Here is a 22885-nt window from a genome sequence, read left to right on the forward strand (position 1 = left end):
TGCTCACAGTCAGAGCTTGAATTCCTTGGTCAATTTGTTCAGCGACGCCGCTAACTGCGAGAGCTCCGCCGATGCAACCGCCGTCTGTTTCGAGCCTTCTGCGGTTTCGCAAGACAGGTCGCGAATGCTGATCAGGCTGCGATCCACTTCGCGCGCAACCTGAGCCTGCTCTTCGGCAGCGGTCGCCATCAGCAGGTTTCGTTCATTGATAAGATTCAGAGAGCCAGTGATGTCGGTCAGCACTTCGCCGGCGATATTGGCCATCTCGAGCGTTCTTTCGGCCTGAGAGCGGGTGTGGCTCATGGAAGAAACCGCCCTGCTGGTGCCCGATTGAATGGAGCTGACCATGGACTCGATGTCTTCGGTCGATTTCTGCGTACGCTGGGCCAGCCCTCTCACCTCATCTGCGACCACGGCAAAGCCACGGCCCGCCTCCCCCGCCCGCGCAGCTTCGATCGCTGCGTTCAAGGCAAGCAGATTGGTTTGTTCGGCGACTTCTCGGATGACGTCCAGCACGCTGCTGATATCGCTCGCCATCGTAGAAAGCGCCTGCACTTCTGCCGAGGTGCTATGCACGCTGGAAACCATCAGGTTAATTGCCGCAACCGTTTCGCTGACCCGGGTTTTACCGGCGATGGCTGCGGCGCTTGATTCCGACGTCAGTTGCGAGGTCGATGCGGCGTTGTCCGCAACCTGTTCCACCGCTGCACTCATTTGCGTCACGGCCGTGGCGGCCATTTCGATTTCATGGCTCTGACGCTGAGTGATACGCGAGATATCTTCGGTGACGCCGTGCATGACTTCCGAGGTTTCGGCCAACTGCGTGGACGAGTCACGGATCATGATCAGCGCATCACGCAAACTGGTTTGCATCGCCGCCAGTGACGACAGCATCTGCGCCGCCTCATCGGAACCATCCAGCGCGATGGTTTCGCTCAAATCGTTGGCGGCGATGCATTCCGCAACCCTTAGCGAGCCTGCAATCGGCACCGTCAGGCTGCGGGTGTACAACACTGCCAAGGCCAAGGAAGCACCGATGGCAATGACAATGAACACACTGACGATCAACAGCGTGTGTTCGTAAACATTGTCGGCCTGCTTGCCCGCTTCATAAGCTTCAATTTCGTTGAGAGCAATCAGCTTCTTGAGCGCGACCTGCACGCCGTCCGAGGCGGCACGCATCTGATTCTTTGACAGCGCAATGGCCGCTTCAAGCTGCCCTTTCGCCACGGTTTCAAGGTATTGGTCCTGCGCCTGATCATTGACCTGTTGTGCTTTGGCGAACGCCTCGAAGGCCTCACGCCCAGCGTCAGTTGCCAGCAGATCAATGAGTGCTCGCTGATGATTTTTGATGAGCTGACGCGACTGCTGAATGTCCATCAGAGCCTGAGCCTTGCGCTCAGGGGTTTCGATAGGGTTGCGCAGGCGGGCGTTATTACCCTTGATTTCGATGAACTCACGATCCAGTTGGCCGAGCAGCTTGATGCTTGGCACGATGGTCGTCTCGACATAGGTCTCTGCCTTGTTGAGCAAGTCGACTTGCTGCAAGGCGATCAGTCCGATCGCGATAATCATGAGACAGAACAAGCCAAAACACAGCGCCGAACGCGGCGCGAGATTGAGTTTACGAAGCAGCATGATGCCTTACCTTAGAGTGTATTCAAGACAATGGGGCAAACGAGTGGGCAGCACAGCAGGCGCTGGGCAATAGCACCTCAAAGCACAAGCGGATTACCGCGCGAAGGCGCAACAGCTAGCGGTTTGCACCTGAAGGAAGCGTGGAATCGGATGAGGCCGGCTCCGCCAGTTCCTTGAGCGTCGGGTCGGCCAGCATCAGAAAATCCGCCAATCGCGGCAGATTGATTTTCGAGACCAGACGCATCCAGCGTTGCGGATGCGGGTTGAAGAAGGTCTTCGACCACTGATGATCATCACTGGGGTTGAAAATCAGCAGGTGACGAATCAGCGGGTTTTCCCCAAAAAAATCGAGCGGATCCATTGCCATCTCGTTGAGCAACTCAGCATTGACGACGACCAGGCTTAGCCGTTGGGGGCAGTAATACGTCAGTACTCTCAGGTCACGATAAGTACAGACATTCACTACGCTGAGACAGCCCAGCTTGTTGAACTGTTGTTCAATCGACAGACCTCTACGCACGTCGTTATCGGCGATCAGGATCCGCAAGGATCGACTTCGGTTATTTTCAAGAAACATCGGACACCTTTGGCAGCTCCATTCTTCCTTTCAAGAAAATAACCAAGGGCCAACCTGTCCGATATGAGACTTGTCTCAAAATGACCACGGGGATCGCTGAACGAAAACCACACCTTGATGACACGCCCACGCTAGCGGGGCCCGGCCTGGTTCAAAGTCTTTGGAGGGAGGGGGTTTGCAACGGTGGCGAGCGGCGCAATGCCAGAAGCGCGGGACGGTTGTGTACGAACCAGACAATTCTCATTATTAACGCCCCTTGTTGTCAGTAACCTTGAAACAAGAGGCGCAAACTCATTCTTTCTCAGTCCATCAAGGCAGCGTCAGCGTCACGACGTAATTGCCAGTCGTTATCTGATGGCCCTTGTTGTCCGTGAGCAGCAAACGCTGGTCGTAATATTTTTCCTGCTCGTGGGTATCGGCAATCATCCTCACGAACACTTGCTGGCGCGGCTCACCCCGCCCTGTCGCACTGACGTTGGTCACCGAGAACATCTGACCAGTGCTCGCCTGCGGACAATCAAGCAGCTCGACAGAAGCAGAAGCACGGCTGGCGCCACTCGCCATGCAACTTGCCTCGACGATCTGTCCGCTGAAGCGAATCACTCCGCTGACGGGTGCAGACTGGGCCGCGCTGACGGTGTCAAAACCCAGCAGGCAGAGACAGGCAATCAATAAAGGACGTCGAATGATCATCGCGAAACTCCATGGTTATTAACCAAGGTATCGCCCGTTGCAAAATGATCTTTAGCATCCCCCTTCAATGCAAGGCCAGTCAGCAGAGCCCTGCGCCAATACGGTTACAGCTCGACCCGTTTGATTTTCTTGATCAGATCAGCCTGTGCATGCTCCAGCTTCAACGCGCTGCGATTGATATCCAGTGGATCGATGACCGGCGCTTCGCACTCGGCCTCAAGCTCGTTACACGCCTCAATGACCTGATGCTCGGCGACGATGCGCGCCGCGCCCTTGATCCGATGTGCCAGGTCAGCCAACAGCCCGGGATCGCTTTCGGGTATCAGCGAATGCAGTTCCTCCAGATCCTTCTCACAACTCGACAGCGCCTCGCGCAGCAGTTCTTTCATCATGTCGAGATCGCCTCCGGTGAGCTCGTTCAGACGCTCGCGAATCGATCCCAGCTCCTTGATACCCGCCGCAGGCGGGCTTTCCACTGGCTCGGTTTCGACGTTCTTTTCCCAGCCGGCAAGCAGGGTCGACAAGGTGCTGAGGCTGATCGGTTTGAACAGACAGTCATCCATCCCCGCCTCTCGGCATTTCACTTTTTCTTCCGGCTGCGCGTTGGCTGTGAAGCCCAGCACGATACACGGCGCTTCACCACTACCGCGTTCGTCCTGGCGAATGGTGCGGGCCAGTTCATAGCCGTTCATGACCGGCATGTTGCAGTCCGTGATCACAATGTCGAACGGCTCCGAGCGCCACAACGCCAATGCCTGGGCACCATCGGCAGCATCACGCACCGCCTGGCCAAGAAAGCTGAGCTGCTGCGTCAGCAGCAGACGGTTGGCGCTCTGGTCGTCCACTACCAGAATCCGCAGCGTCGGCACTGGCTTGTCCTGGACAACCGAAACAGGCAGCACCTTGCCGCCGAGCGGACTGAGGATATTGAAGAACAGCGACACTTCCAGGCAGGTGCCTTTGCCCAGCGTACTGGTGATGTTCAGCCGCCCGCCCATCAACTCGCACAACGAACGTGAAATCGCCAATCCCAGACCGGTGCCGCCCCGGTTCGAGGGGCCGTGATTGGCTTGCGAAAACGGCTGGAACAGGTTCTGCAGATCAGCACTGGAAATACCGATGCCGGTGTCTTCGACTTTGAGGTCGACTTGCAAACGTTCGTCAGCAAGGCGTTGGCCGCGAATCGAGACGCTGACATGCCCGGTATCGGTAAACTTGATGGCGTTGCCCACCAGGTTCGAGAGCACCTGCTGGAAGCGCATCGGATCAACCAGTACGTCACAGCCGACAGTGGCGTCGATGTCGAGCTTCAATACCAGACTCTTCTGCCTGGCCAGGCCGTCGAACACTCGCGCCACGGATTCGACCAGCTCGCGCAGGTTGGCACGTTTCGGCGAAAGACTGACATGCCCAGACTCGATGCGAACCACATCGAGGATATCGCCGATCAGCTCCAGCAGGCCTTTCGCCGAGTCGTAGGCCACTTCAATCGCCGGTCGATCGAAGTGGCCCTGCTCGGCACGCTTGAGAGTGAGTTCGAGCATGCCGATTACAGCACTCATCGGCGTACGGATCTCGTGGCTCATGGTCGCCAGGAACGTGGTTTTGGCACGGCTCGACTCATCGGCCAGTTCTTTCGCCGAACGCAACTCCTCGATCAGTTCGCGGCGTTCGCTGATGTCGATCCAGCCGCAGATCACGCCTCTGACTTCCCCCGTCGTGTCGTGATACGGCTGGATCCAGTGATAAATGATCAGCCGCGTATCACCGACATGCAGTGTGCGATCCACCTCGTAAGGTTCGTCCCGCTCGATGACGCGCAGATAGTCATCGTGAAATTGCAACGCTTCCTGGCGATTGCGCTTGCCGCTTTCGAGCACGGTCTTGCCAATCACGTCCTTTTCCAACAGGCCAAACGTCTGCAGATAATTGTTATTGCAGGTGACAAGCCGACCTTCCCGATCGCGAACGTAAATGGGATGCGGCGTGCCGTTGATCAGCGCCCCCATGAACTTCAGTTGATCGCCGAGCAAGCGCTCTGCCCGACTGCGCTCGCGGATCTGCCGGCGGATATAGAAATTCCACGCCAGCGACCCGAGGATAATCAAGAAAGCGCCAGCGCTGATCTGGTAGATCAACGTCTTGTAATCGCGCCATGACAAGCCCGAGAACGCAGCAATGGGGCGCCAACGGTTGAGAATCACGTCCAGCTCATCGGGTGGAATGCTCAGCAGAGCCTTGTTCAGAATGCTGACCAGTTCGGTATCTGCACGTCGGGCGGCGAAGGCGAGGAAACCCTTGTTCATGCCGACGATGTTGGAGATGCGCAAACTGTCACTGTAGATGTGAGCGATGTAGTAGCGCGCACCGTGCAGCGTGGTAATCATCGCGTCCGCTCGGCCATCCTTCACGTCAGCCAGCGCACCCAGCACTGTTTCGCTGTCGACAATTTCAATGTCGGGATAATCCTTGAGCAGCTCACGCTCCGCCGAACTCTCGGGGACGGCGACACGCTTGCCGCGTAGCTCCTGCAGGCTTGACGGCGCGCCTGCGTCCTTGGCGGTGACGATCACAAAGGGACTGGCGAGGAACGGATGGGTGAAACGCATACCGACTTCACGGGAGACGGTTGGCGTCAGCAACGAGATATCGGCGCTGCCATCCAGCAGGCGGGTGCTCAAGCTGGAAAAACTGTCGGTGCGCTTCACATCGATCTGCAAACCGGTGCGCCGCTGAATCAGTTCCAGCAGATCGGCGCCGATCCCGCCAAAATTGCCATCGCCATCAAAGAACGCAAATGGCGCCTGATCGTCATTGATCACGAACCGCGCGACCGGGTGCAGCTCAAGCCAGCGTGCTTCGCCGGGTGTCAGATCGATACGTTTGGGTGTCAGTGCCCCGCCGCCACCGGACCAGCGCTTGGTGATTTCGGCTATCTTGCCCTCACCCATCGACTCGATGACCGAGTCGATCAGACGCAGCAGTTGATCATTACCTCGGCGCAGGGCAAAGCTGAAACCGTTGGTTTGCGTTTTGACGAAAGAGTGCAGGCGCACATAATTGAAGTAGTTGAGGTTGATCAGATAGTTGCTGGACACCGTGTCGCCCAGAAACAGATCGACTTTGCCAAACGCCAGCGCAGCCAGTGCCAACTCGTTGGATGGGAAGAGTACGAACTCGGCGTTGGGATACAAGCCATGCAGCTGACTGGATGGCAGGTAATCGTCGGCAACCGCAATACGCAAACCGGCCAGATTGGCAGGCATCGGTCGCCGATCATCGCCGCGCATGAACATTGCCGGCACGTCTTCGACATAAGGTTTGCTGAGCGTGACGAGGCCGTCGATCAACTCGAAACTGTTGGAGCTGCCCAACATGTCGATGTCGCCGCGTTCAAGCGCCGCCATGGCATCGCGACGGTCGGGATATGCCTTGACAGTAACTTCGACATGCAGGGCCTGACCGATAATGCAGGCGATGTCGGCGGCAATTCCCTCGTAACGCGTACCGCTGGCGGTCATGACATAAGGCGGGAAATCCGGAAGCGCCGATCCCAATACGAGACTGCGTTTCTGCCGTAGCCAACTCCAGTCTTCATTGCCCAGATCGACCTGCACCTCCTTGCAGTCTGATCGACCGAAAACCTGCAGAGTGCGCGGCTCTGCTGCCCACAACGACCCGCTACCGACTACGAAAAGCACACTGACTAGCAAAACACCGCGCAACAGATGAAACATAAGCGTGTTATCCCTGGTTATCGGCTGTCAGGCTGTGCTGCAACTTGAACAGCTCTGCATCACCACGAATGCCAAGCTTTTTGAAAGCGGCCTGTTTTTGCCCACTGATGGTTTTGCGACTTCGGGAGAACTTCAAAGCGATCTGCGTCACCCCCATACCCTCGAGGCAGCAGCGCAAGACTTCTTTTTCTTTCGGCGACAGCAAAGGATTGCTCAGGAAATCGTCGCTGTGCGCCGCGCCGTCATCACTGGCACCAGCAGGCTCATCGACCGACGCAGGCAGCACATCAAGTTCGAAGGCCATTGCCGGCGACAGGTACAACTGGCCGGACGCTGCGCAGCGGATACCCGTGATCAGATCATCGACTGGCTGGGACTTGCCGAAGAATCCGCTGACGCCCGCTCCGATCGCCATGTTCACCACCGCCGGGCGCTCTTCAGAGGATGAAACGAGGATGCGCATGCCCGGATATTGCTTGCGCAGCAGGCGAATCAGATTAAGCCCGTCCAGTTCGCCATCATGCAGCTTGTAGTCGAGTATCAGCAGGTCGATGTCGATCTCGCGCAATCCAGCGAGCAACTGCGCACTGCTCCCGTACACGCCCACGACACTGAACTCGGCTTCGCGCGTCAGCCGCGATTTCATCGCCAGACGTATGAGCGAGTGATCATCAAGGATGGCAACGCGTAACGGATTCACGACTGACCAATGCATGAGCAGCTCCATGATGAGGAGGGTTGAAGGATCATCAGCACTTGGCAACCGCAGCAGATCCCGGGCATCACCGAAGCTTTCAGGTGCATCTGATTGATTTCTCGGCACATGATGATTGTTTTGAAGATGTGACGAAATAGGGCTTTGTCCCAAAAGTCAGACCGCGTGCGCTCATTAAACGTCCGACGTGCCTATTGCGCGGCGCCAGGACGACTTTTGACCCTCGAAACGCCAATCGACCAGGTGCGCCCAATTCATGGGTCGGGCATAGAAGAAACCCTGCCCCCACTGGCAACCGAGTCGAGCCAGGTGATGAACCTGGTCTGCGGTTTCAATGCCTTCTGCCACCACACGCATGTCCAGTTCGCGCGCCAGGGCCAGAGCACCGTGGATGACCGCACTGTAGCGAGCCTGCTGGAAATTCTGCACGAAGCCGGCGTCGAGTTTGATTTCGTTGAACGGCATCTGACACAGTCGCTCCAGCGAAGAATAGCCGACACCGAAATCATCGATCGCCAGGCTGAAGCCGAGCATGCGCAGACGCACCATGTTTTCCATGCTGATCTCGGGCATCTGCAGCAGACCGGTTTCCGTCAGCTCGAATATGAGCCCGGCTGGCGAGGCGCCGTGTATGCGCAACAGTGCCTTGATCCGGTCGACAAGATTCGGGTTGGCCATCTGCGTCACGTCGAGATTGAATGCCAGCTTGAACGGCTTGCCGTGGGACTGCACAAAACGCTGCAGACTCAGTCCTTGCGTGAGCAGGCTGAAAAACATTTCGTCGAGCAGCCCGCAACGCTCGATCGTTGGCAGGAACATACCCGGTGAAAGTAGCCCGCGACTGGGGCTTTGCCAGCGCACCAGGACCTCGGCGCCATCCACCTCACCACTGCGCAGATGGAACTTGGGCTGGAAGTACGCGCGAAATTCCTGCCGACGTATCGCTTCGAGCACTTCGTTCTCCGAAGGCTGATCCAGATGACTTTCCGCCACTTTGGCATCGACCTGGCTGTGCGGCCGATAGCGCGCCAGCAATGGCGCCAGCACATCGACCATCAACGGCTTTGCGACACTGCCGAGCAATTCCAGGCCCTGCAACGTGACAATTCGATCAACCGTGCGCAACAAGTCTTCAGGCAATGAACTGCAGATGATCACTGCGCGAATCAATCCGGCCTCTCTCGCCAGGCGCAAAAAGGTCAAACCATCCATCCCCGCCATGCTCAAGTCACACAACGCAATGTCCACGCCCCCTGCCTGGGATATCACAGCCAGCGCATCCTTGCCGTCAGCCGCCTGAAAGATATTTTTGTAACCCAGACTATTAAGCGCGCTGACCGCAGCCGTGCGCTGGAAGGCGTGATCTTCCAATACCAATATACGAAGCGTGTTCACAAACCGGGAACCTCTTTCTATCAGTCATTAATAGCAAAACATCTGAATTATCTTTCAAGCAGAAAGAACACTGACAAACTTTGCATTGACTGAGAATTTCTGCATCCGCGAATACTAACCAAATAGAACCCGTGCGACTTTGAGAATTGTCTCATTTGATCCGTCATACAATTGACTGAAAATATAAATACGCACTTCCGATGTTACTGACTTGCTCGAACTTGCCACGCTTTAAGACAAATCTCAAAGACCCGCCACCATCACCGACCTAAGATGGCCGGGCATTTCAAATGCAGCACTTCACAATAACTTCGGATATAAACATGAAAAAGTTCGCTTTCGCAGTACTCACTCTTTCCGTGCTGGCTGCCTCCACTGGTGCACTGGCTGAAGAAGCCGCTAAAGCCGTCAAGGGCGGCAGCGGTCAAATCAGCTTCACCGGCGTCATCAACAATGATGCGTGCTCGGTAGATGGCGCTTCGGGTAACGACAAGATGATCGCCGTGGACATGGGCAGCGTATCGATCAAAGACATGGGCACCGATTCTGCTCCGGGTGCTGGTCGCGTGGCTGCCAACGATTTCAACCTGAAAGTGAACTGCAACGCCGGCACCAAGGTGTCGATGCTGTTCAAACCAACCGTCAACGGCGGTTCGGGCCTGGTTGATGGCAAGAAAGTGCTCAAGCTGCAAGGCACTGATGCGGCCAAAGGCGTAGGTATCGCGCTGCTGGACAGCAACGGCCAGTTGATCGACCTGAGCTCCGAAGCCACAGCCAAAGTACAGACCAGCCTGACCGGCGACGGCACCACTGGCGGCGACGGCACCCTGTCGTTCGCAGCCGCTTACGTCACCACCGGCGACAAGACCACCGCTACTGCAGGTACCGGTAACGCCACTCTGCCGTTCGTTCTCGAATACGAATAAGCAGCGCGTAATACCTGGACGGGGCCGCTGTGCCTCGTCCTTCCCGACCAGATCAATCGGTGAAAACTATGTTAAGTCGCTATTTTCCGCTCTGCCTGGGGCTTGCCGGGTTGTTGATGACGCACTCGGCATTCGCCAGCATCTCCTTGAGTTCCACCCGGATCATCTTCGATGGCGCGCACAAAGAGGCAAACGTCACCGTGCGCAACGGCGGGCAAACCATCCTCGCGCAATCGTGGCTGGATGCCGGCGACACGGCTGGCAGCGCGCCGCCATTTGCGGTGACTCCACCGCTGGCCCGACTCGAACCCAATCAACAGCAACTGTTGAGGATTCTGTATGAAGGCCGCGGCATGCCTGCGGACAAAGAGTCGGTGGTGTGGCTGAACGTGCAGGAAATCCCTCAGGCCAGCGCTGCCGATGTCAATACCCTGCAACTGGCGGTGCGTCAGCGCATCAAGGTTTTTTTCCGCCCGAACGGACTCACCGGTGACGCCGCGCAAGCGCCGGTGCAACTTGTATGGCAATTGGTCACGCAAGCTGGCAAGTCGGTACTGAAAGTAAAAAATCAAAGTAATTACCACGTATCGCTGGCCGACCTGAAAGTCGCTGCAGGAAAAAAAGCAGAGTTGGTGATTGATTCGACAATGATCGTTCCGGGCGAAGTTCGTTCATTCAACTTGAAAGAGTTGCCACCTGGATCTCCGCGTCTGACGTTTTCAGCCATTAACGATTACGGCGCACAACAACGATTCGATGCACCACTCAGCGCTACCGAAAGTCATGCCGAGCGCTTGAAAGATGCATCCGCCCAATAACTTCCCCGCCCCACCCCGCCAATTTACAAGCTATTTACGAGTTCCGGACTCCGGTTGAAGCAACACGGACTGATAAGGCAAATTGCATGTTTTCCTCCCAACACCACACATCTTCAAGTTGTGTAAAGCATCACGTTGCGCGCCATAAAAACAAAACGGCGTTGGGCTGCCTGCATCCATTGTGCTTTGCCATCAATATGGCCATTTGTGGATTCGCCATGGGTGCCGAAGCCCCCGCCGCGGTAGCGGGTGAGGCGTTCAATACCTTGTTTCTGGAAGGTTCATCGGCGGTCGATCTGCAACCCTTGTTGAATGCCAACAGCGTTCTTCCAGGCCGATATCGCGTTGACGTGTTCAGCAACGGCACGCTGGTCGGTCGTCGCGACGTTGATTTCGCGGCCAACCCGCTCAACGGCAAAGTCGAGCCACGTATCACCCTGGAATTGTTACAGCAGCTGGGTGTGGACATGCGCAAACTGCGTGAGCAAGGTCTGGTTGATGAGCAACGGCCTGCCGATCACTACGATCTTGCGTCGATGATCGAGCAAGCCAGTATCAGTTTTGACGCCAACCGCCTGCGCCTCAATATCAGCGTGCCGCAGGTTGCGATGGCGCGTGGCATGCGCGGCTATGTTGACCCAGAACTTTGGGACGATGGCGTGGCCGCCGGGTTCATCAACTATCAGTTGAGCAGCACCCGCAGCAAAACCGATTACTCGACGCAAATCTCCAATAATCTGGGGCTGCGCAACGGCATCAACTTCGGTGCCTGGCGTTTGCGCAACGAGTCCAACCTCAGCAGTGCCACCGGCCGGCCCAATCGGTTTGTCAGCAATCGCACGTTCATCCAGCGCGACCTCACGGCGATCAAGGGGCAACTGAGCGCGGGTGAAATCTTTTCCGACTCAGACCTGTTCGACAGCGTGCGCTATCAAGGCGTCAAGGTGGCCTCTGATGAGGGCATGCGTGCAGACAGCGAGCGCGGCTATGCGCCGATCATTCGTGGCGTGGCTGAAACCAATGCGAAGATCGAGGTCCGCCAGGATAACTACATTCTTTACACCACCAACGTGCCGCCGGGGCCGTTCGAGATCAGTGATATCTATCCGTCGGGTTCCAATGGCGATCTGGAGATCACCATTGTCGAGGCGGATGGTCGGCGCAAGGTCACCCGACAGGCGTTCTCCGCCCTGCCGACGATGGTGCGTGAGGGACAGTTGAAGTACAGCCTGTCGAGCGGCAAATTCAACAACAACAGCGAGGGCTACGACAAGCCGGCCTTCCTGGGCGGCACTTTCGCCTACGGTCTGACCAGCAACCTGACAGGCATTGCCGGCATTCAGGCCAGCAACGGTTTCAAGGCGCTTTCCGTCGGTGCGGCGAAGAACACTTCGATTGGCGCGATGTCACTGGACGTCACGCAATCGTCCAGCAAGGCATTCGGCAAAACGACCCAGGGCAGCAGCGTACGCGCGCTCTATGCAAAGACCTTCACCGGCACCGATACCAGCTTCACCCTCGCCGCCTATCGTTATTCGACCGAGGGTTACCGCACGCTGACCGACCACGTTCAGGACACCAGCACCGGCGCTACGCGGCGCGCAGGTAACGCCAAAACCCGTACCGACCTCACGGTCAACCAGACCCTGGGCGAAGCGCGCCAGTACGGCTCGCTGTACTTGAATGCCAGTGATCAGCGCTATTGGGATCGCGGTGGCTCGCGCAGCTTTTCTGCCGGTTACAACAATAATTGGCGCGACCTGAACTACAACATCAGTTTGAGTAAAACCGAAGAGTTCGGCGCACGCGGTGACACCACTCACGACACCCAACTGAGCGTTTCGATCTCATTCCCGCTCGGATCGACACCTCGCGCACCTCGCGCCTATATTTCCAGCAATCATCAGAATACCGGCACCAGTACACAAGCCGGGATTAATGGTTATCTGACTGAAGACAGTGACACCTACTATTCCGTACAGACCGGGCGCAGTGTGCAAGGTGACCGCTCCGGCTCGCTTAGCTTGAGTACACGTACAGCGATGGGTGATCTGGGATTGGGCTACAGCCGAGGCAGCGGTTATGAATCACAGAACCTGAGCGCGGCCGGATCGATCGTGGCCCACGCGGGGGGCATCAACATGGGCCAGACCGTGGGCGAAACATTCGCACTGGTGGCGGTGCCTGGCATGTCAGGGGTAGAAGTCAGCAGCTACTCCGGCGTGAAAACCGGCCTCAACGGCTATGCCGTCGTTCCAAATGCACAGCCCTATCGCGTGAACTGGGTGACGTTGGATACACGCAATCTCGGCGGTGAAATCGAGTTGGACAACGCCACTCAACAACTCGTACCGAGACGAGGTTCAGTCGTGCTCGCGCGCTTTGAAGGCAGCAAAGGGAGGCGGATCCAGTTCGAACTCTACGATGCCGAGGGCAAACCCCTCCCATTCGGAGCGGTTTTGATGGACGCCGATGGTAAACAACTGGCACTTTCTGACCCCACCGGCAAGGCGTTAGCGCTTGTTACCAAAGATCAAGGCATCATTACAATCAAGTGGCAGGGTAAAAGTTGCCCCGCCCCTTACAAGCTTCCAGAACGACTGAAGGATTTGAACTATGAGCATTACCGGCTTTCTTGCTCTACCAGCGTAGACACATCGAAATAACACGTTCAATTCGTCAATCTTCAACATCAAGGCTCTGATTTATTCAGAGCCTTGTCGTTTCTGCGCGTCTAGCCATGGCGCATAAAAACAAGACAATTCCTATGTCCATGCGCAGAAGGCTCATTACCATAAAAGGCGTAGTGAGCACTCCCGCGCAACCGTGTGAGATCAATAGCCCCACCGCCCTATAGGCGAGAAAGCCAAGAGAATTAGCCATGCCAAAAATCAGCGCAGTCAGCGTAACCACCTATAAGAAAAAACCAGAGGACAACCAACACATAAAATCAGATTCGCAAAGCCATCTATCACTCACGAAGAAAACCACAAGCGACGACAAGTTTAGAATTGATTCCAGCGAAGAAGGAGTTAATACGGTCAAACAGCCGATTAGTGCAGTCGAGCTCATAAAAAAACAAATTGCCGAGATCCAGCAACAACTTGCAACTCGCAAAGCTGAGCTGGCTAAAACCGAAAGAATGAATATGCCAGAAGAAGAGAAGGCTCAAAGAACAATCGAGATTCAAAATCAGATTTCTGTATGCGCTGGCAACCTCCACGCGCTGCAGGCAACATTGATCCAAATGACACTCAGCGTTGACACACACGCTTGAAATCCCCGCCGATGGCCGCACTGGCGGGCCAACGCCTCATGGCGCGTCGCACGCGACGAGCCGAAGGTACGTGGCCCGCGCCAGTGCCTACCCATCAGCAGCTGCCGGGCGGGATGCCTTCCTTGTTAAAATCTTTAAGGCGCTTTTGCTCTTCCTCTGTGGAATGCGCAGGCGTCGATTGATCCGGTACTTCTTCCTCTGGAAATTGTGCTGTTTCTTCAGTCATTGCTTTGCCCTCGTTCTGGTTACGCATTCGGCATCGGCCGAGGGCTGGCAGTTCCAAAACTTCGCTCTTCTCCCTCTCGGCGAGCAAGTGCTCTTAAGTCTCTGGATAGCGCAACCTCACACCACTCGCGCTTCGTTTCAAAGCGGTTACGACCAAAAACCCTTGTGCGGCTCAGCCGCCTCCCCCTCCAGCATCGGCCCCAACACACTGACCTTGCGCTGCCCCTTGGCGAACACCTCGCGGCACGGCAAGGAGAACGTCGGGTTCTCCGGATGGTCACCGGTCAATCCCAGTAACGCATGCTCCGACAAGGCATAAACCACCCGCCCGATGCCGGTCCAGTACACCGCGCCGGCGCACATGCAGCAAGGTTCGGCGCTGGTGTACAGCGTGCACAGTTCCAGCTCTTGCGGTGACAGCAATTTTGCCGCTGCGGCGGCTGCTACCAACTCCGCGTGCTGCGTCGGATCGCCTTCCGGCGGCATCGAGTTGTTTCCCGCTTCGACAATCACCTTGCCGTTGCGGTCGGCCACCAATGCCGCGAATGGATGGCGGCCGCGTTGCTTCGATGCCTCGGACAAGGCGATGGTCTGGCGCAGCAAGGTCAGATCAAGCGCGCTGACGCCGGCCGGAATGAGCTGAGTGAATTGATTCATGGGTAACTCCTGGGCAGTGGAAAACAAAAGTCAGTCGGCCAGTTCAGCGCCGAGGGTTTCGGTCGATTTTTTGTCGTTGTTGAGCAGGACGTTGAGGACGATGGCGGTGATTGCGCCGAGGAAAATCCCGCTGTCGAGCACCAGTTTCAGGGTCGGGCCGACGTGTTCGAACAATGCCGGAAACGACATCGGTAGCACGCCGACGCTCACCGATACGGCGACGATGATGCCGTTGCGCGTCCCTTCGAATTGCACCCGTGACAATTCCTGAATCCCCGCCACCGTGGTCATGCCGAACATCACGATCGCGCAGCCACCGAGCACAGGCGTCGGCACGGCGGCGATCAACGCACCGAGTTTCGGGAACAGGCCCATCAGCACCATGATTGCCCCGGCCGCAGCGACGACGAAGCGGCTTTTCACGTTGGAAAGCGCGATCAAACCGGTGTTCTGAGTGAAGGCGTTGTAGGGAAAGCTGTTGAACAAACCACCGAGCATGGTCGATAAACCGTCGGCGCGAAATGCGTTGCCGAGGGTTTGTTGCGTGGTCGGTCTGCCGGTCAGTTTGCCGATCGCCAGGCAGTTGCCGGTGGTCTCGGCCATGATCACCAGCATCGCCAGGGTCATGATCAGAATCGGCACCGGCGCGAATTCCGGGGCGCCGAAGGCCATCGGCGCACTCAGCTCAAACCACGCGGCTTCGCTGACCTGATTGAAGTGAGTCATACCGCAAGCCGCGGCGATCAGGCTGCCGACGAACAAGCCAATCAGCACGCTGAGGTTGCCGATGAAACCCTTGAATTTGGCGTAGATCACCAGCGTCACGCTGACCGTGGCCAGGCCCAGCAACAAGTTCGCGGGATTGCCGAAATCCGCCGAGTCGGGATTGCCGCCGCCCAGCCAGATCGCCGCTGCCGGCATCAGCGAGATGCCGATAATGGTGATCAGACTGCCAATCACCACCGGTGGAAAAAAACGCAGCAAGCGGCTGAACACCGGCGCCAGCGCAATGGTGATAAAGCCAGCGGCGATCACCGCACCGAAAATCTGACTGAGACCGAATTCCTTGCCGATCATGATCATCGGCGCCAGAGCAATGAACGAGCAGCCCTGAATCAGCGGCAGACGCGCGCCGAACTTCCAGAAACCGAGGGTTTGAATCAACGTCGCCACACCCGAGGTCAACAGGTTGGCGTTGATCAGCAACACCACCTGCGCCGAAGTCAGCCCCATCGCACTGCCGAGAATCAGCGGCACCGCCACCGCTCCCGCGTACATCACCAGTACATGCTGCAAGCCAAACGTGAACAACTGTCGCAGTGGCAAAACCTCGTCCACCGGATGAATGCGTTGTGTGGTCATTTCACACGCTCCTGAAGGTGCGGCATCTGTTGAGATCGCGGGCATGCTCAGGGGCGTTTGAAAGTCAGATCCACCCCGGAGATCGTTTGACGCGGGGCCATAGTTGAACGTTTATTACGATGAAACAAATTAGCAACCATCGCTTTTTTCGATGGCACAATCAGGCATTCGTTAGCCGCTCCAAACCTTCATTTTCGACCCGGGAGTTCACCGCTTGCGCTTCTCACTCGATCAACTGTTGATGTTCGTCCAAGTGGTCAAAAGCGGATCGTTTTCCGCCGCCGGGCGCCAACTGGGCAAGACCCAATCGACCATCAGCGCGGCGATTGCCAACCTCGAAACCGACCTTGGCGTCGACCTGTTCGACCGCAGCAATCGCAGCCCTGCCCTCACCGCCAGCGGCCACAAATTGCTGGTGCAGGCCGAAGCCGTGCTCGAACGCTGCATGACCTTCGAAGCCCACGCCGATTGCCTGTCGGACAACGTCGAAACCAGCCTGACGCTCGCCATTGAAACGCCGTACGGCCCGATCATGCCGGTGCTCAAAGCCTTCGAAGCCGCGTTCCCCTTCGTCGACCTGATCATCCGCCATCCGGTGTATGGCGACGTCAGCGAACTGGTCAGCAGCGGCGAAGCGGTACTCGGTGTGGCGTTTTCGCAGCCCGGCTACCCCAAGGAACTGGTGTTCCAGCAACTGGGCAAACTGATCATGCTCCACGTCTGCCATCCCGATCATCCACTGGCGCAACTCGATGACGTCACCTTCGACGACCTGCACGTCCATCGCCGCCTGGCTTTCAGCGCTCATGCGAGCAAACTGCCAAGCAGCGAATACCTGCGCTCGACCCAGTTGTGGCAAGCGGAAAGCTATCTGGCGTTACTGGAAATGGTCCGCGCCGGGCTCGGCTGGGCCACCCTGCCCCGCCAGCTCGTTCAGCGTGAACTGGCCAAGGGTGAACTGGTGGAACTGCAGCTCTCGGCGTATCCGCATACGGACTGGCAGATTGGTGTCGATTTGCTCTGGGCGCGGCAACGGCCGCTGGGTAAAGCCGAACGTTGGTTGAAGGAGAAATTGCAGGGCAACAAGGTGTATGAACTGGATCGCAACGGGCAGATCACTACGCTTTGACGGGGGGACAAAGAGGCCCGCGAAAGCGGGCCTCGATTTCAGGCCAGTTTGACTGTTTCAGTCTGAGCCTGGTGCTCAGGGCGGATCTTGAACCAGATGGAATACATCGCCGGCAGAAACACCAGCGTAATGATAGTGCCGACGAACGTGCCGCCAATCAGGGTGTAAGCCAGCGTGCCCCAGAACACCGAGTGTGTCAGGGGAATAAACGCCAGGATGGCCGCCATTGCCGTCAGCAGTACCGGCCGCGCACGTTGCACCGTGGCTTCGACCACGGCGTGGAACGGGTCCAGTCCTTCCTGTGTGTTGTGGTGGATCTGCCCGATCAGAATCAGCGTATTGCGCATCAGGATCCCCGACAACGCAATCAACCCGACCAGCGCATTGATGCCAAACGGCTGATTGAAGATCAGCAGCGTCGGCACCACACCTATCAAGCCTAACGGCGAAGTGAGGAAGACCATGATCATCGCCGCGATCGAACGAACCTGCACAATGATGATGAGCAACGTCATGGCGATCATGATCGGCAGCAGGGGCAAGATTGCCTTGCCCGCTTTGCCGGACTCCTCGATGGCACCCGCCTGCTCGATCCGGTAACCGGAAGGCAGTGTTTCGATGATCGGCTGCAACTGCTTGAGGATCGCACTCGAAACATCCGGTGGCTGCAAGCCTTCGGCAATGTCTCCACGCACGGTGATGGTTGGCGTGCGATCACGGCGCCGCAGAATCGGATCCTCCATGCGCACATCGACCTCGCCGATCTGCGACAACGGGATGCGTTGCCCCGTCGCGCCGACCAAGGTGAAACCTTTGATCTGCGCCGGGTCGAGCCGGATATTACCGGCGGCACGCCCGACGACCTGCACAGAACGAATATCCTCGCGCACCGCCGTGATCGGCACTCCGCTCAGCAGGAACTGCAGTTGCTGGGCAACCGCGCTGGAGGTCAGCCCCACTGCCTGCAGACGGTCCTGATCGAGACTGAAATGCAATGTCGGGGTCAGCGGTCCCCAGTCAGTGTTCACCGTTCTCATCATCGGGCTGTCTTGCATCACGCCGCGGACTTGCTCGGCGATATCGCGCAACTTCGCCGGATCAGGGCCCATCACCCGGTAGGCAACCGGAAACGGCGAATAAGGACCAAAGACAATTTGCGTTGCCCGCACACGAGCCTCCGGCGCGAGGCCTTCAGCAACTGCTTCGCGCAGCCGGAACTTGAGGGTTTCGCGTGCTTCCTGACTGTCCGTCAGCACCACGATTTTGGCGAACGAAGGATCAGGTAATTCCGGCGCCATCGCCAGAAAGAAACGTGGCGCACCCTGGCCGATATAGGCCGTGACGATTTTTGCCTCATCCTGCTTGTGCAACCAGGCTTCGACCTTGGCGGCTGCGGCGCTGGTCTGCTCGATCGAAGTGCCGTAGGGCATCTGCACCTCGATCATCACCTCGGGGCGGTCGGAGGTCGGGAAGAACTGCTTCTTCACCAGCCCCATGCCTGGCACGGCGACGAAAAACAGCGTGACCACCGTGCCCGCCACCAGCCATTTGCGCGCGATCACCGCGGTCAGCAGCCGGCGGAAACGGTTGTAATTCGGCGTGTTGTAGATCGCCGCGTGGCCACCTTCGACCTTCTTGATGTCCGGCAACAACTTCACGCCCAGATACGGGGTGAACGCCACCGCGACGACCCAGGAAGCGATCAGCGCAATGCCGACGATCCAGAACATATTGCTGGTGTACTCACCGGCAGTGGACTGGGCAAAACCGTTCGGCAAGAAACCGATTGCCGTCACCAGCGTTCCGGACAGCATCGGCGCCGCCGTATGGCTCCAGGCATACGCGGACGCTTTGATGCGGTCGTAGCCCTCCTCCATTTTCACCACCATCATTTCAATGGCGATGATCGCGTCATCAACCAACAGCCCGAGCGCGAGGATCAATGAGCCGAGGGTGATGCGATCAAAGTTCTTGCCGGTGGCGGCCATCACCACGAACACGATCGCCAGGGTCAACGGCACAGCTGCAGCGACCACCACCCCCACCCGCCAGCCCATGCTGAGAAAACACACGAGCATGACCACCAGCAGCGCGACAAAAAACTTGACCATGAACTCGCCGACCGCCGAGTCGATATTCACTGCCTGGTCGGTGACTTTGGCGAGGGTCATGCCCAATGGCATTTCTGCATTGATCCTCGCGGTCTCCGCATCCAGCGCCTTGCCCAGATCCAGACCGTTCCAGCCCTCGCGCATCACCACACCCAGCAGCAACGCGTCTTCGCCGTTATTGCGCACAAAAAAAGTCGCCGGATCTTCATAACCGCGTTCGACCGTCGCTACATCAGAGAGCTTGAGTGTGCGCCCCTGCACGGAGACCGGGGTGTCGCGAATTTTCTGCACCTTGTCGAAGGCACCGTCGAGACGCAGAAAAACCTGTGGCCCGTTGGTTTCGATGGAGCCGGCGGGAGTCAGCACGTTCTGACTGTTCAGCGCGGCGAAGATGTCCTGCGGTGACAGGCCGAGGGTCGCCAAGCGCTCATGGGAAAACGAAACGTAGATGCGCTCGGCTTGCTCACCGATGATGTTGACCTTCTTCACCCCCGGTACATGCAGCAGACGCTGGCGCATGGCTTCCGCATCACGCACCAGCAAGCGCTGTGGCTCGCCTTTGGCTTTCAAGGCGAACAGCGCGAAGGTCACGTCGGAAAACTCATCGTTGACCATCGGCCCGATCACACCGGCCGGCAACCTGATGGCTTCATCGTCGAGTTTCTTGCGTGCTTGATAGAACTCTTCCTGCACTTGCGCGGGCGGCGTGCTGTCGAGCAACGACACCATCGTGAACGCCAGTCCAGGTCGGGTGTAGGTTTCCGAGCGGTCGTACCACTTGAGTTCCTGCAGGCGCTTTTCAAGGGGTTCTGCGACCTGATCCTGCATCTCTTGCGCCGTCGCGCCGGGCCACGCGGTAATCACGGTCAACTGCTTGACCGTAAACGGTGGATCCTCCGCACGCCCCAATTGAAAGAACGACAACGTCCCGGCAACGGCAATCAGGAAAATCAGGAACACGGTGATCGCCCGCTCGCGAACGGCGATGACGGACAGGTTGAATCGCCCCTGGCTCATGGACGACTCCCGGCAACGCTGGCTTCGCTCTGTTGCGGTAATCGCACCTCTTCGCCATCGCGCAGCAGATGGGCGCCCAACGCTACAACCTGCTCACCAGCAGTGAGGTCGCCGGCGATGCGCGCCGAATCATCGCTCAACCCGAGCACCTGAACCGCGCGCCAGGTCACTGTTGCCGGCGTCCCGGCGATGACCCACACACCGGGACCTTTGCCCGGGTCGTAAATCGCTGCGATGGGGACTTGTAACGCCTGTGTCTGGGTGGCGCCCTCGGCAATTCTGAGGGTCACGGTCGCACCGATCGGCGCGTTGGCCAGAGGCCCCTCGAGCACATAGCGCGCCTCGAACGTGCGCGTTGTGCGGTCTGCCGAATCTGAAAGCAGCCGCAGTTTTGCCGTCACCGCCGCTGAATTGACCCCGTAGAGGCTGGCTTGCGCGGTGGCGCCGGCAGCCGGGCGCAGGGTTTCGGGCAGATGCACGATGGCTTCGCGCTGACCTGCGCGCGCCAGTCGAACCACCGGTTGTCCCGGGCTGACGACTTGTCCAGGTTCGGCGAGTGTTTCCACCACTACGCCGTCCGCATCAGCGACCAGCAGCGCATAACCCGACGCATTGCGGGCCACGTCGGCTTGCGCTTGCGCGGCATTGAGCTGCGCCTTTGCAGTCTCCGCAGCGGCTCTGTACTGGTCGTAGGCTGATGCCGAAATGGCGCCAACGCCGACCAGTTTGCGATAGCGAGCCTCGTCGTCGGCTGTCTGTTTGGCGCGAGCACGAGCAGCTATGACCTCCGCCTGCTGCGCCCGCGCTTGCAGTCCGAGGTCACTCGGGTCGAGACGCATCAGCGGCTGCCCTTGCTTCACGGCCTGTCCTGTATCAACCAGGCGTTCGAGCACCTTGCCCGATACGCGAAACCCCAGGTCGCCCTGAACGCGCGCCGCCACGACACCGGTGAAAGAACGAGCGATGTCAGGTGACGCTTGTACCGCAGCGGATCTGACCAGCGGCGCCTGTGTACGGGGATCTGCAACACTGGAAGATTCGCCACAGGCGGTCAGTGCAAGAGGCAACAAGCATGCGGCAATGGGGAAAAGTCGGAGCCGGCGCATAGGTTCACTTACTGAGGAATAGGATGATCATCATATTCTCAGTCTTGTGACCAATATCGTCAATAGTCACAACCTGCATCCTGACCACCTGCGAGATCGAACCACGAATCGACCGACAGGCCTGACTAAAAACGGTAGCTCACCGAAGTCCCGAGCCCGCTCGCACTGTTCTTGTATCTGGCACTGTAGGTACCTCTCGATGCCGAGGTGTCGTTGACCTCGACGCTCTCCTCCCAAAGGTAGGAATAAGCCAGGTCGATCGTGACATTTTCCACGGGCGTCCAGCCGGCACCGAAGCTGAGCACCTTGCGGTCGCCCGTCGGAATGCGCGGCCCCCGATTGGTGTTGTTGGCCGGTGACTGATCAACCGAGAAACCGGCGCGCAGCACCCATTGGTTATTCAATTGATAGGCTGCACCGATCGCGTGAGCCCAAGTGTCATGCCAGTTCTGCTCTTCGCTGATCGTGCCCAATTGGCCACTCAGCAACGGCGGCAAGCCACTGTTCTCGATCGTCAGTTCCTTGAAGCGGCTCCAGCGCGTCCAGGTACTGCCGACATAAAGCGTCCAGTCGTTATTGAATTGATGCGTGACCGAAACGTCCACCGACTCCGGCGTGTCCACGTCCAGCGACGCGTCATAGCTGCGGCCGCTGACACCCAGCACGCTGAAAATGCCATCGGTGACCTTGGTTTTCGCATCCAGGTGGTAACTGACCTTGGAGTGATAGGTCAGCCCCAAGCGAGTCTGGTCTGTCGCCTGCACCAGCACGCCAGCGTTGAAGCCCAGCGCGGTGTCATCGCCGGTGCTTTTCAGCTTGCCGTCATTACGCCCCGGGCTGAGCGGATTGGGGACCATGCCCGATATCTCGCCGCTGATACGGTTAATGGTCGGACCGAAACCGATCGAGACTTTTTCGTTAAAGGCGTAGCTGATGGTCGGCTGGAAAGTCAGCGTGGTGACTTCGCTCTTGTTGGCGTAATAGCGTCCGGCAAAGCCACTGCCGTAGTCGGTGATCAGCCCGAACGGTACATAAAATCCGACGCCGAATGCCCAGTGGTCATCAATGGGTTTGACGTAATACCCCATCGGCACTGTGGTCGTCGGCACCATGTCGCCATCTTCATTGCCGCCGAACGTACTGCGCGTGCGGCTGATATCTGACTTGGCGAACAGCGTCGCCGCGCCCACGCTGACCTGCTCTCGTTTAAGCCGCGCCATGCCCGCCGGGTTGCCGTAGATCGTACTGGCGTCTTCGGCTGATGAAGATCGCCCGGCAAAACCGGAGCCCATCCCGCTGATGCTTTGTTCGTTGAGTGCAAAGCCACCGGCAAACACATTGGAAGACGCAAGCACGACGGCTAGGCCCACGGGGCTCTTGAGCATTGTTTTTTTCATTATCGGGACTCTATGGAGATCACTGGAATAGAACATCGAGCACTACAGCGCAGCCATATTATCCATGTGACCAATTCAGTCAATGGTCACGACGAGCTAAATTCG

The 22885-nt window shown here is 57.8% G+C and carries 17 protein-coding genes; 5 read left to right on the forward strand and 12 right to left on the reverse strand.

Going from position 1 to position 22885, the window contains the following annotated elements; all coding sequences use genetic code 11:
- Positions 1–9: 9 nt before the first annotated feature.
- From ACOYXE_RS07850 to ACOYXE_RS07875, 6 genes are all read right to left on the reverse strand, one after another.
- Positions 10–1638, reverse strand: coding sequence for a methyl-accepting chemotaxis protein (locus ACOYXE_RS07850; protein WP_016984510.1), 1629 nt, complete (start codon positions 1636–1638; stop codon positions 10–12).
- A 115-nt stretch (positions 1639–1753) separates the two neighbouring features.
- The gene (locus ACOYXE_RS07855; protein WP_160057819.1) at positions 1754–2215 is read right to left on the reverse strand and encodes a hypothetical protein; all 462 of its coding nucleotides are present in this window, start codon (positions 2213–2215) and stop codon (positions 1754–1756) included.
- Between the two features lie 309 nt (positions 2216–2524).
- Positions 2525–2908 carry a hypothetical protein gene (locus tag ACOYXE_RS07860; protein WP_016984508.1) on the reverse strand — a complete coding sequence of 128 codons (384 nt, stop codon included), beginning with the start codon at positions 2906–2908 and terminating at the stop codon, positions 2525–2527.
- Between the two features lie 104 nt (positions 2909–3012).
- On the reverse strand, positions 3013–6645 hold the full coding sequence (locus ACOYXE_RS07865) for a transporter substrate-binding domain-containing protein (RefSeq protein ID WP_405123793.1): 3633 nt from the start codon (positions 6643–6645) through the stop codon (positions 3013–3015).
- A 7-nt stretch (positions 6646–6652) separates the two neighbouring features.
- Entirely contained in the window at positions 6653–7360 is a 708-nt protein-coding gene (locus ACOYXE_RS07870) for a response regulator transcription factor (RefSeq protein ID WP_160060092.1), read from the reverse strand.
- A gap of 174 nt (positions 7361–7534) precedes the next feature.
- Complete coding sequence (locus ACOYXE_RS07875) at positions 7535–8755, reverse strand: EAL domain-containing response regulator (protein WP_160057817.1); 1221 nt, start codon at positions 8753–8755, stop codon at positions 7535–7537.
- 323 nt (positions 8756–9078) lie between these two features.
- Here ACOYXE_RS07875 and ACOYXE_RS07880 point away from each other — a divergent pair, with 323 nt between their 5' ends.
- The 4 genes from ACOYXE_RS07880 to ACOYXE_RS07895 all read left to right on the forward strand — a co-directional run bounded on the left by ACOYXE_RS07880 (position 9079) and on the right by ACOYXE_RS07895 (position 13776).
- Entirely contained in the window at positions 9079–9681 is a 603-nt protein-coding gene (locus ACOYXE_RS07880; RefSeq protein ID WP_016986831.1) for a fimbrial protein, read from the forward strand.
- A gap of 68 nt (positions 9682–9749) precedes the next feature.
- The gene (locus ACOYXE_RS07885; protein WP_160060091.1) at positions 9750–10499 is read left to right on the forward strand and encodes a fimbrial biogenesis chaperone; all 750 of its coding nucleotides are present in this window, start codon (positions 9750–9752) and stop codon (positions 10497–10499) included.
- A gap of 197 nt (positions 10500–10696) precedes the next feature.
- Positions 10697–13165, forward strand: coding sequence for a fimbria/pilus outer membrane usher protein (locus tag ACOYXE_RS07890; RefSeq protein ID WP_460928556.1), 2469 nt, complete (start codon positions 10697–10699; stop codon positions 13163–13165).
- Positions 13166–13380: 215 nt separating this feature from the next.
- Positions 13381–13776 (forward strand): hypothetical protein, encoded by a 396-nt coding sequence (locus ACOYXE_RS07895; RefSeq protein ID WP_460928558.1) that lies wholly within the window; start codon positions 13381–13383, stop codon positions 13774–13776.
- A 94-nt stretch (positions 13777–13870) separates the two neighbouring features.
- Here the strand turns inward: ACOYXE_RS07895 and ACOYXE_RS07900 are convergent, their stop codons facing one another.
- The 3 genes from ACOYXE_RS07900 to ACOYXE_RS07910 all read right to left on the reverse strand — a co-directional run bounded on the left by ACOYXE_RS07900 (position 13871) and on the right by ACOYXE_RS07910 (position 16020).
- The gene (locus tag ACOYXE_RS07900; protein WP_086936038.1) at positions 13871–14002 is read right to left on the reverse strand and encodes a hypothetical protein; all 132 of its coding nucleotides are present in this window, start codon (positions 14000–14002) and stop codon (positions 13871–13873) included.
- A 146-nt stretch (positions 14003–14148) separates the two neighbouring features.
- The gene (locus ACOYXE_RS07905) at positions 14149–14658 is read right to left on the reverse strand and encodes a nucleoside deaminase (RefSeq protein ID WP_160057814.1); all 510 of its coding nucleotides are present in this window, start codon (positions 14656–14658) and stop codon (positions 14149–14151) included.
- A 30-nt stretch (positions 14659–14688) separates the two neighbouring features.
- Positions 14689–16020 carry a nucleobase:cation symporter-2 family protein gene (locus ACOYXE_RS07910; RefSeq protein ID WP_460928561.1) on the reverse strand — a complete coding sequence of 444 codons (1332 nt, stop codon included), beginning with the start codon at positions 16018–16020 and terminating at the stop codon, positions 14689–14691.
- 214 nt (positions 16021–16234) lie between these two features.
- On the opposite strand from ACOYXE_RS07910, the gene ACOYXE_RS07915 reads away from it, so the two are divergent.
- Positions 16235–17149 (forward strand): LysR family transcriptional regulator, encoded by a 915-nt coding sequence (locus ACOYXE_RS07915; protein WP_460928563.1) that lies wholly within the window; start codon positions 16235–16237, stop codon positions 17147–17149.
- A gap of 38 nt (positions 17150–17187) precedes the next feature.
- On the opposite strand, the gene ACOYXE_RS07920 is transcribed toward ACOYXE_RS07915, so the two are convergent.
- From ACOYXE_RS07920 to ACOYXE_RS07930, 3 genes are all read right to left on the reverse strand, one after another.
- The gene (locus ACOYXE_RS07920; RefSeq protein ID WP_460928565.1) at positions 17188–20277 is read right to left on the reverse strand and encodes an efflux RND transporter permease subunit; all 3090 of its coding nucleotides are present in this window, start codon (positions 20275–20277) and stop codon (positions 17188–17190) included.
- Positions 20274–21383, reverse strand: a complete 1110-nt coding sequence (locus ACOYXE_RS07925) for an efflux RND transporter periplasmic adaptor subunit (RefSeq protein WP_460928567.1) — start codon at positions 21381–21383, stop codon at positions 20274–20276. Before ACOYXE_RS07925 ends, ACOYXE_RS07920 begins: the two co-directional genes overlap by 4 nt.
- A 125-nt stretch (positions 21384–21508) precedes the next feature.
- Positions 21509–22780 carry an OmpP1/FadL family transporter gene (locus ACOYXE_RS07930; protein ID WP_460928569.1) on the reverse strand — a complete coding sequence of 424 codons (1272 nt, stop codon included), beginning with the start codon at positions 22778–22780 and terminating at the stop codon, positions 21509–21511.
- Positions 22781–22885 lie beyond the last annotated feature (105 nt).

It is taken from the genome of Pseudomonas sp. MC6, from assembly GCF_054790575.1.

Bases quoted from the DNA above. Each gene is read 5' to 3' on its own strand.
- ACOYXE_RS07920 (WP_460928565.1), bottom strand. From the start codon at position 20,277: ATGAGCCAGGGGCGATTCAACCTGTCCGTCATCGCCGTTCGCGAGCGG.
- ACOYXE_RS07865 (WP_405123793.1), bottom strand. From the start codon at position 6,645: ATGTTTCATCTGTTGCGCGGTGTTTTGCTAGTCAGTGTGCTTTTCGTA.
- ACOYXE_RS07900 (WP_086936038.1), bottom strand. From the start codon at position 14,002: ATGACTGAAGAAACAGCACAATTTCCAGAGGAAGAAGTACCGGATCAA.
- ACOYXE_RS07860 (WP_016984508.1), bottom strand. From the start codon at position 2,908: ATGATCATTCGACGTCCTTTATTGATTGCCTGTCTCTGCCTGCTGGGT.
- ACOYXE_RS07885 (WP_160060091.1), top strand. From the start codon at position 9,750: ATGTTAAGTCGCTATTTTCCGCTCTGCCTGGGGCTTGCCGGGTTGTTG.
- ACOYXE_RS07890 (WP_460928556.1), top strand. From the start codon at position 10,697: ATGGCCATTTGTGGATTCGCCATGGGTGCCGAAGCCCCCGCCGCGGTA.
- ACOYXE_RS07930 (WP_460928569.1), bottom strand. From the start codon at position 22,780: ATGAAAAAAACAATGCTCAAGAGCCCCGTGGGCCTAGCCGTCGTGCTT.
- ACOYXE_RS07905 (WP_160057814.1), bottom strand. From the start codon at position 14,658: ATGAATCAATTCACTCAGCTCATTCCGGCCGGCGTCAGCGCGCTTGAT.
- ACOYXE_RS07910 (WP_460928561.1), bottom strand. From the start codon at position 16,020: ATGACCACACAACGCATTCATCCGGTGGACGAGGTTTTGCCACTGCGA.
- ACOYXE_RS07895 (WP_460928558.1), top strand. From the start codon at position 13,381: ATGCCAAAAATCAGCGCAGTCAGCGTAACCACCTATAAGAAAAAACCA.
- ACOYXE_RS07855 (WP_160057819.1), bottom strand. From the start codon at position 2,215: ATGTTTCTTGAAAATAACCGAAGTCGATCCTTGCGGATCCTGATCGCC.
- ACOYXE_RS07850 (WP_016984510.1), bottom strand. From the start codon at position 1,638: ATGCTGCTTCGTAAACTCAATCTCGCGCCGCGTTCGGCGCTGTGTTTT.
- ACOYXE_RS07925 (WP_460928567.1), bottom strand. From the start codon at position 21,383: ATGCGCCGGCTCCGACTTTTCCCCATTGCCGCATGCTTGTTGCCTCTT.
- ACOYXE_RS07880 (WP_016986831.1), top strand. From the start codon at position 9,079: ATGAAAAAGTTCGCTTTCGCAGTACTCACTCTTTCCGTGCTGGCTGCC.
- ACOYXE_RS07870 (WP_160060092.1), bottom strand. From the start codon at position 7,360: ATGCATTGGTCAGTCGTGAATCCGTTACGCGTTGCCATCCTTGATGAT.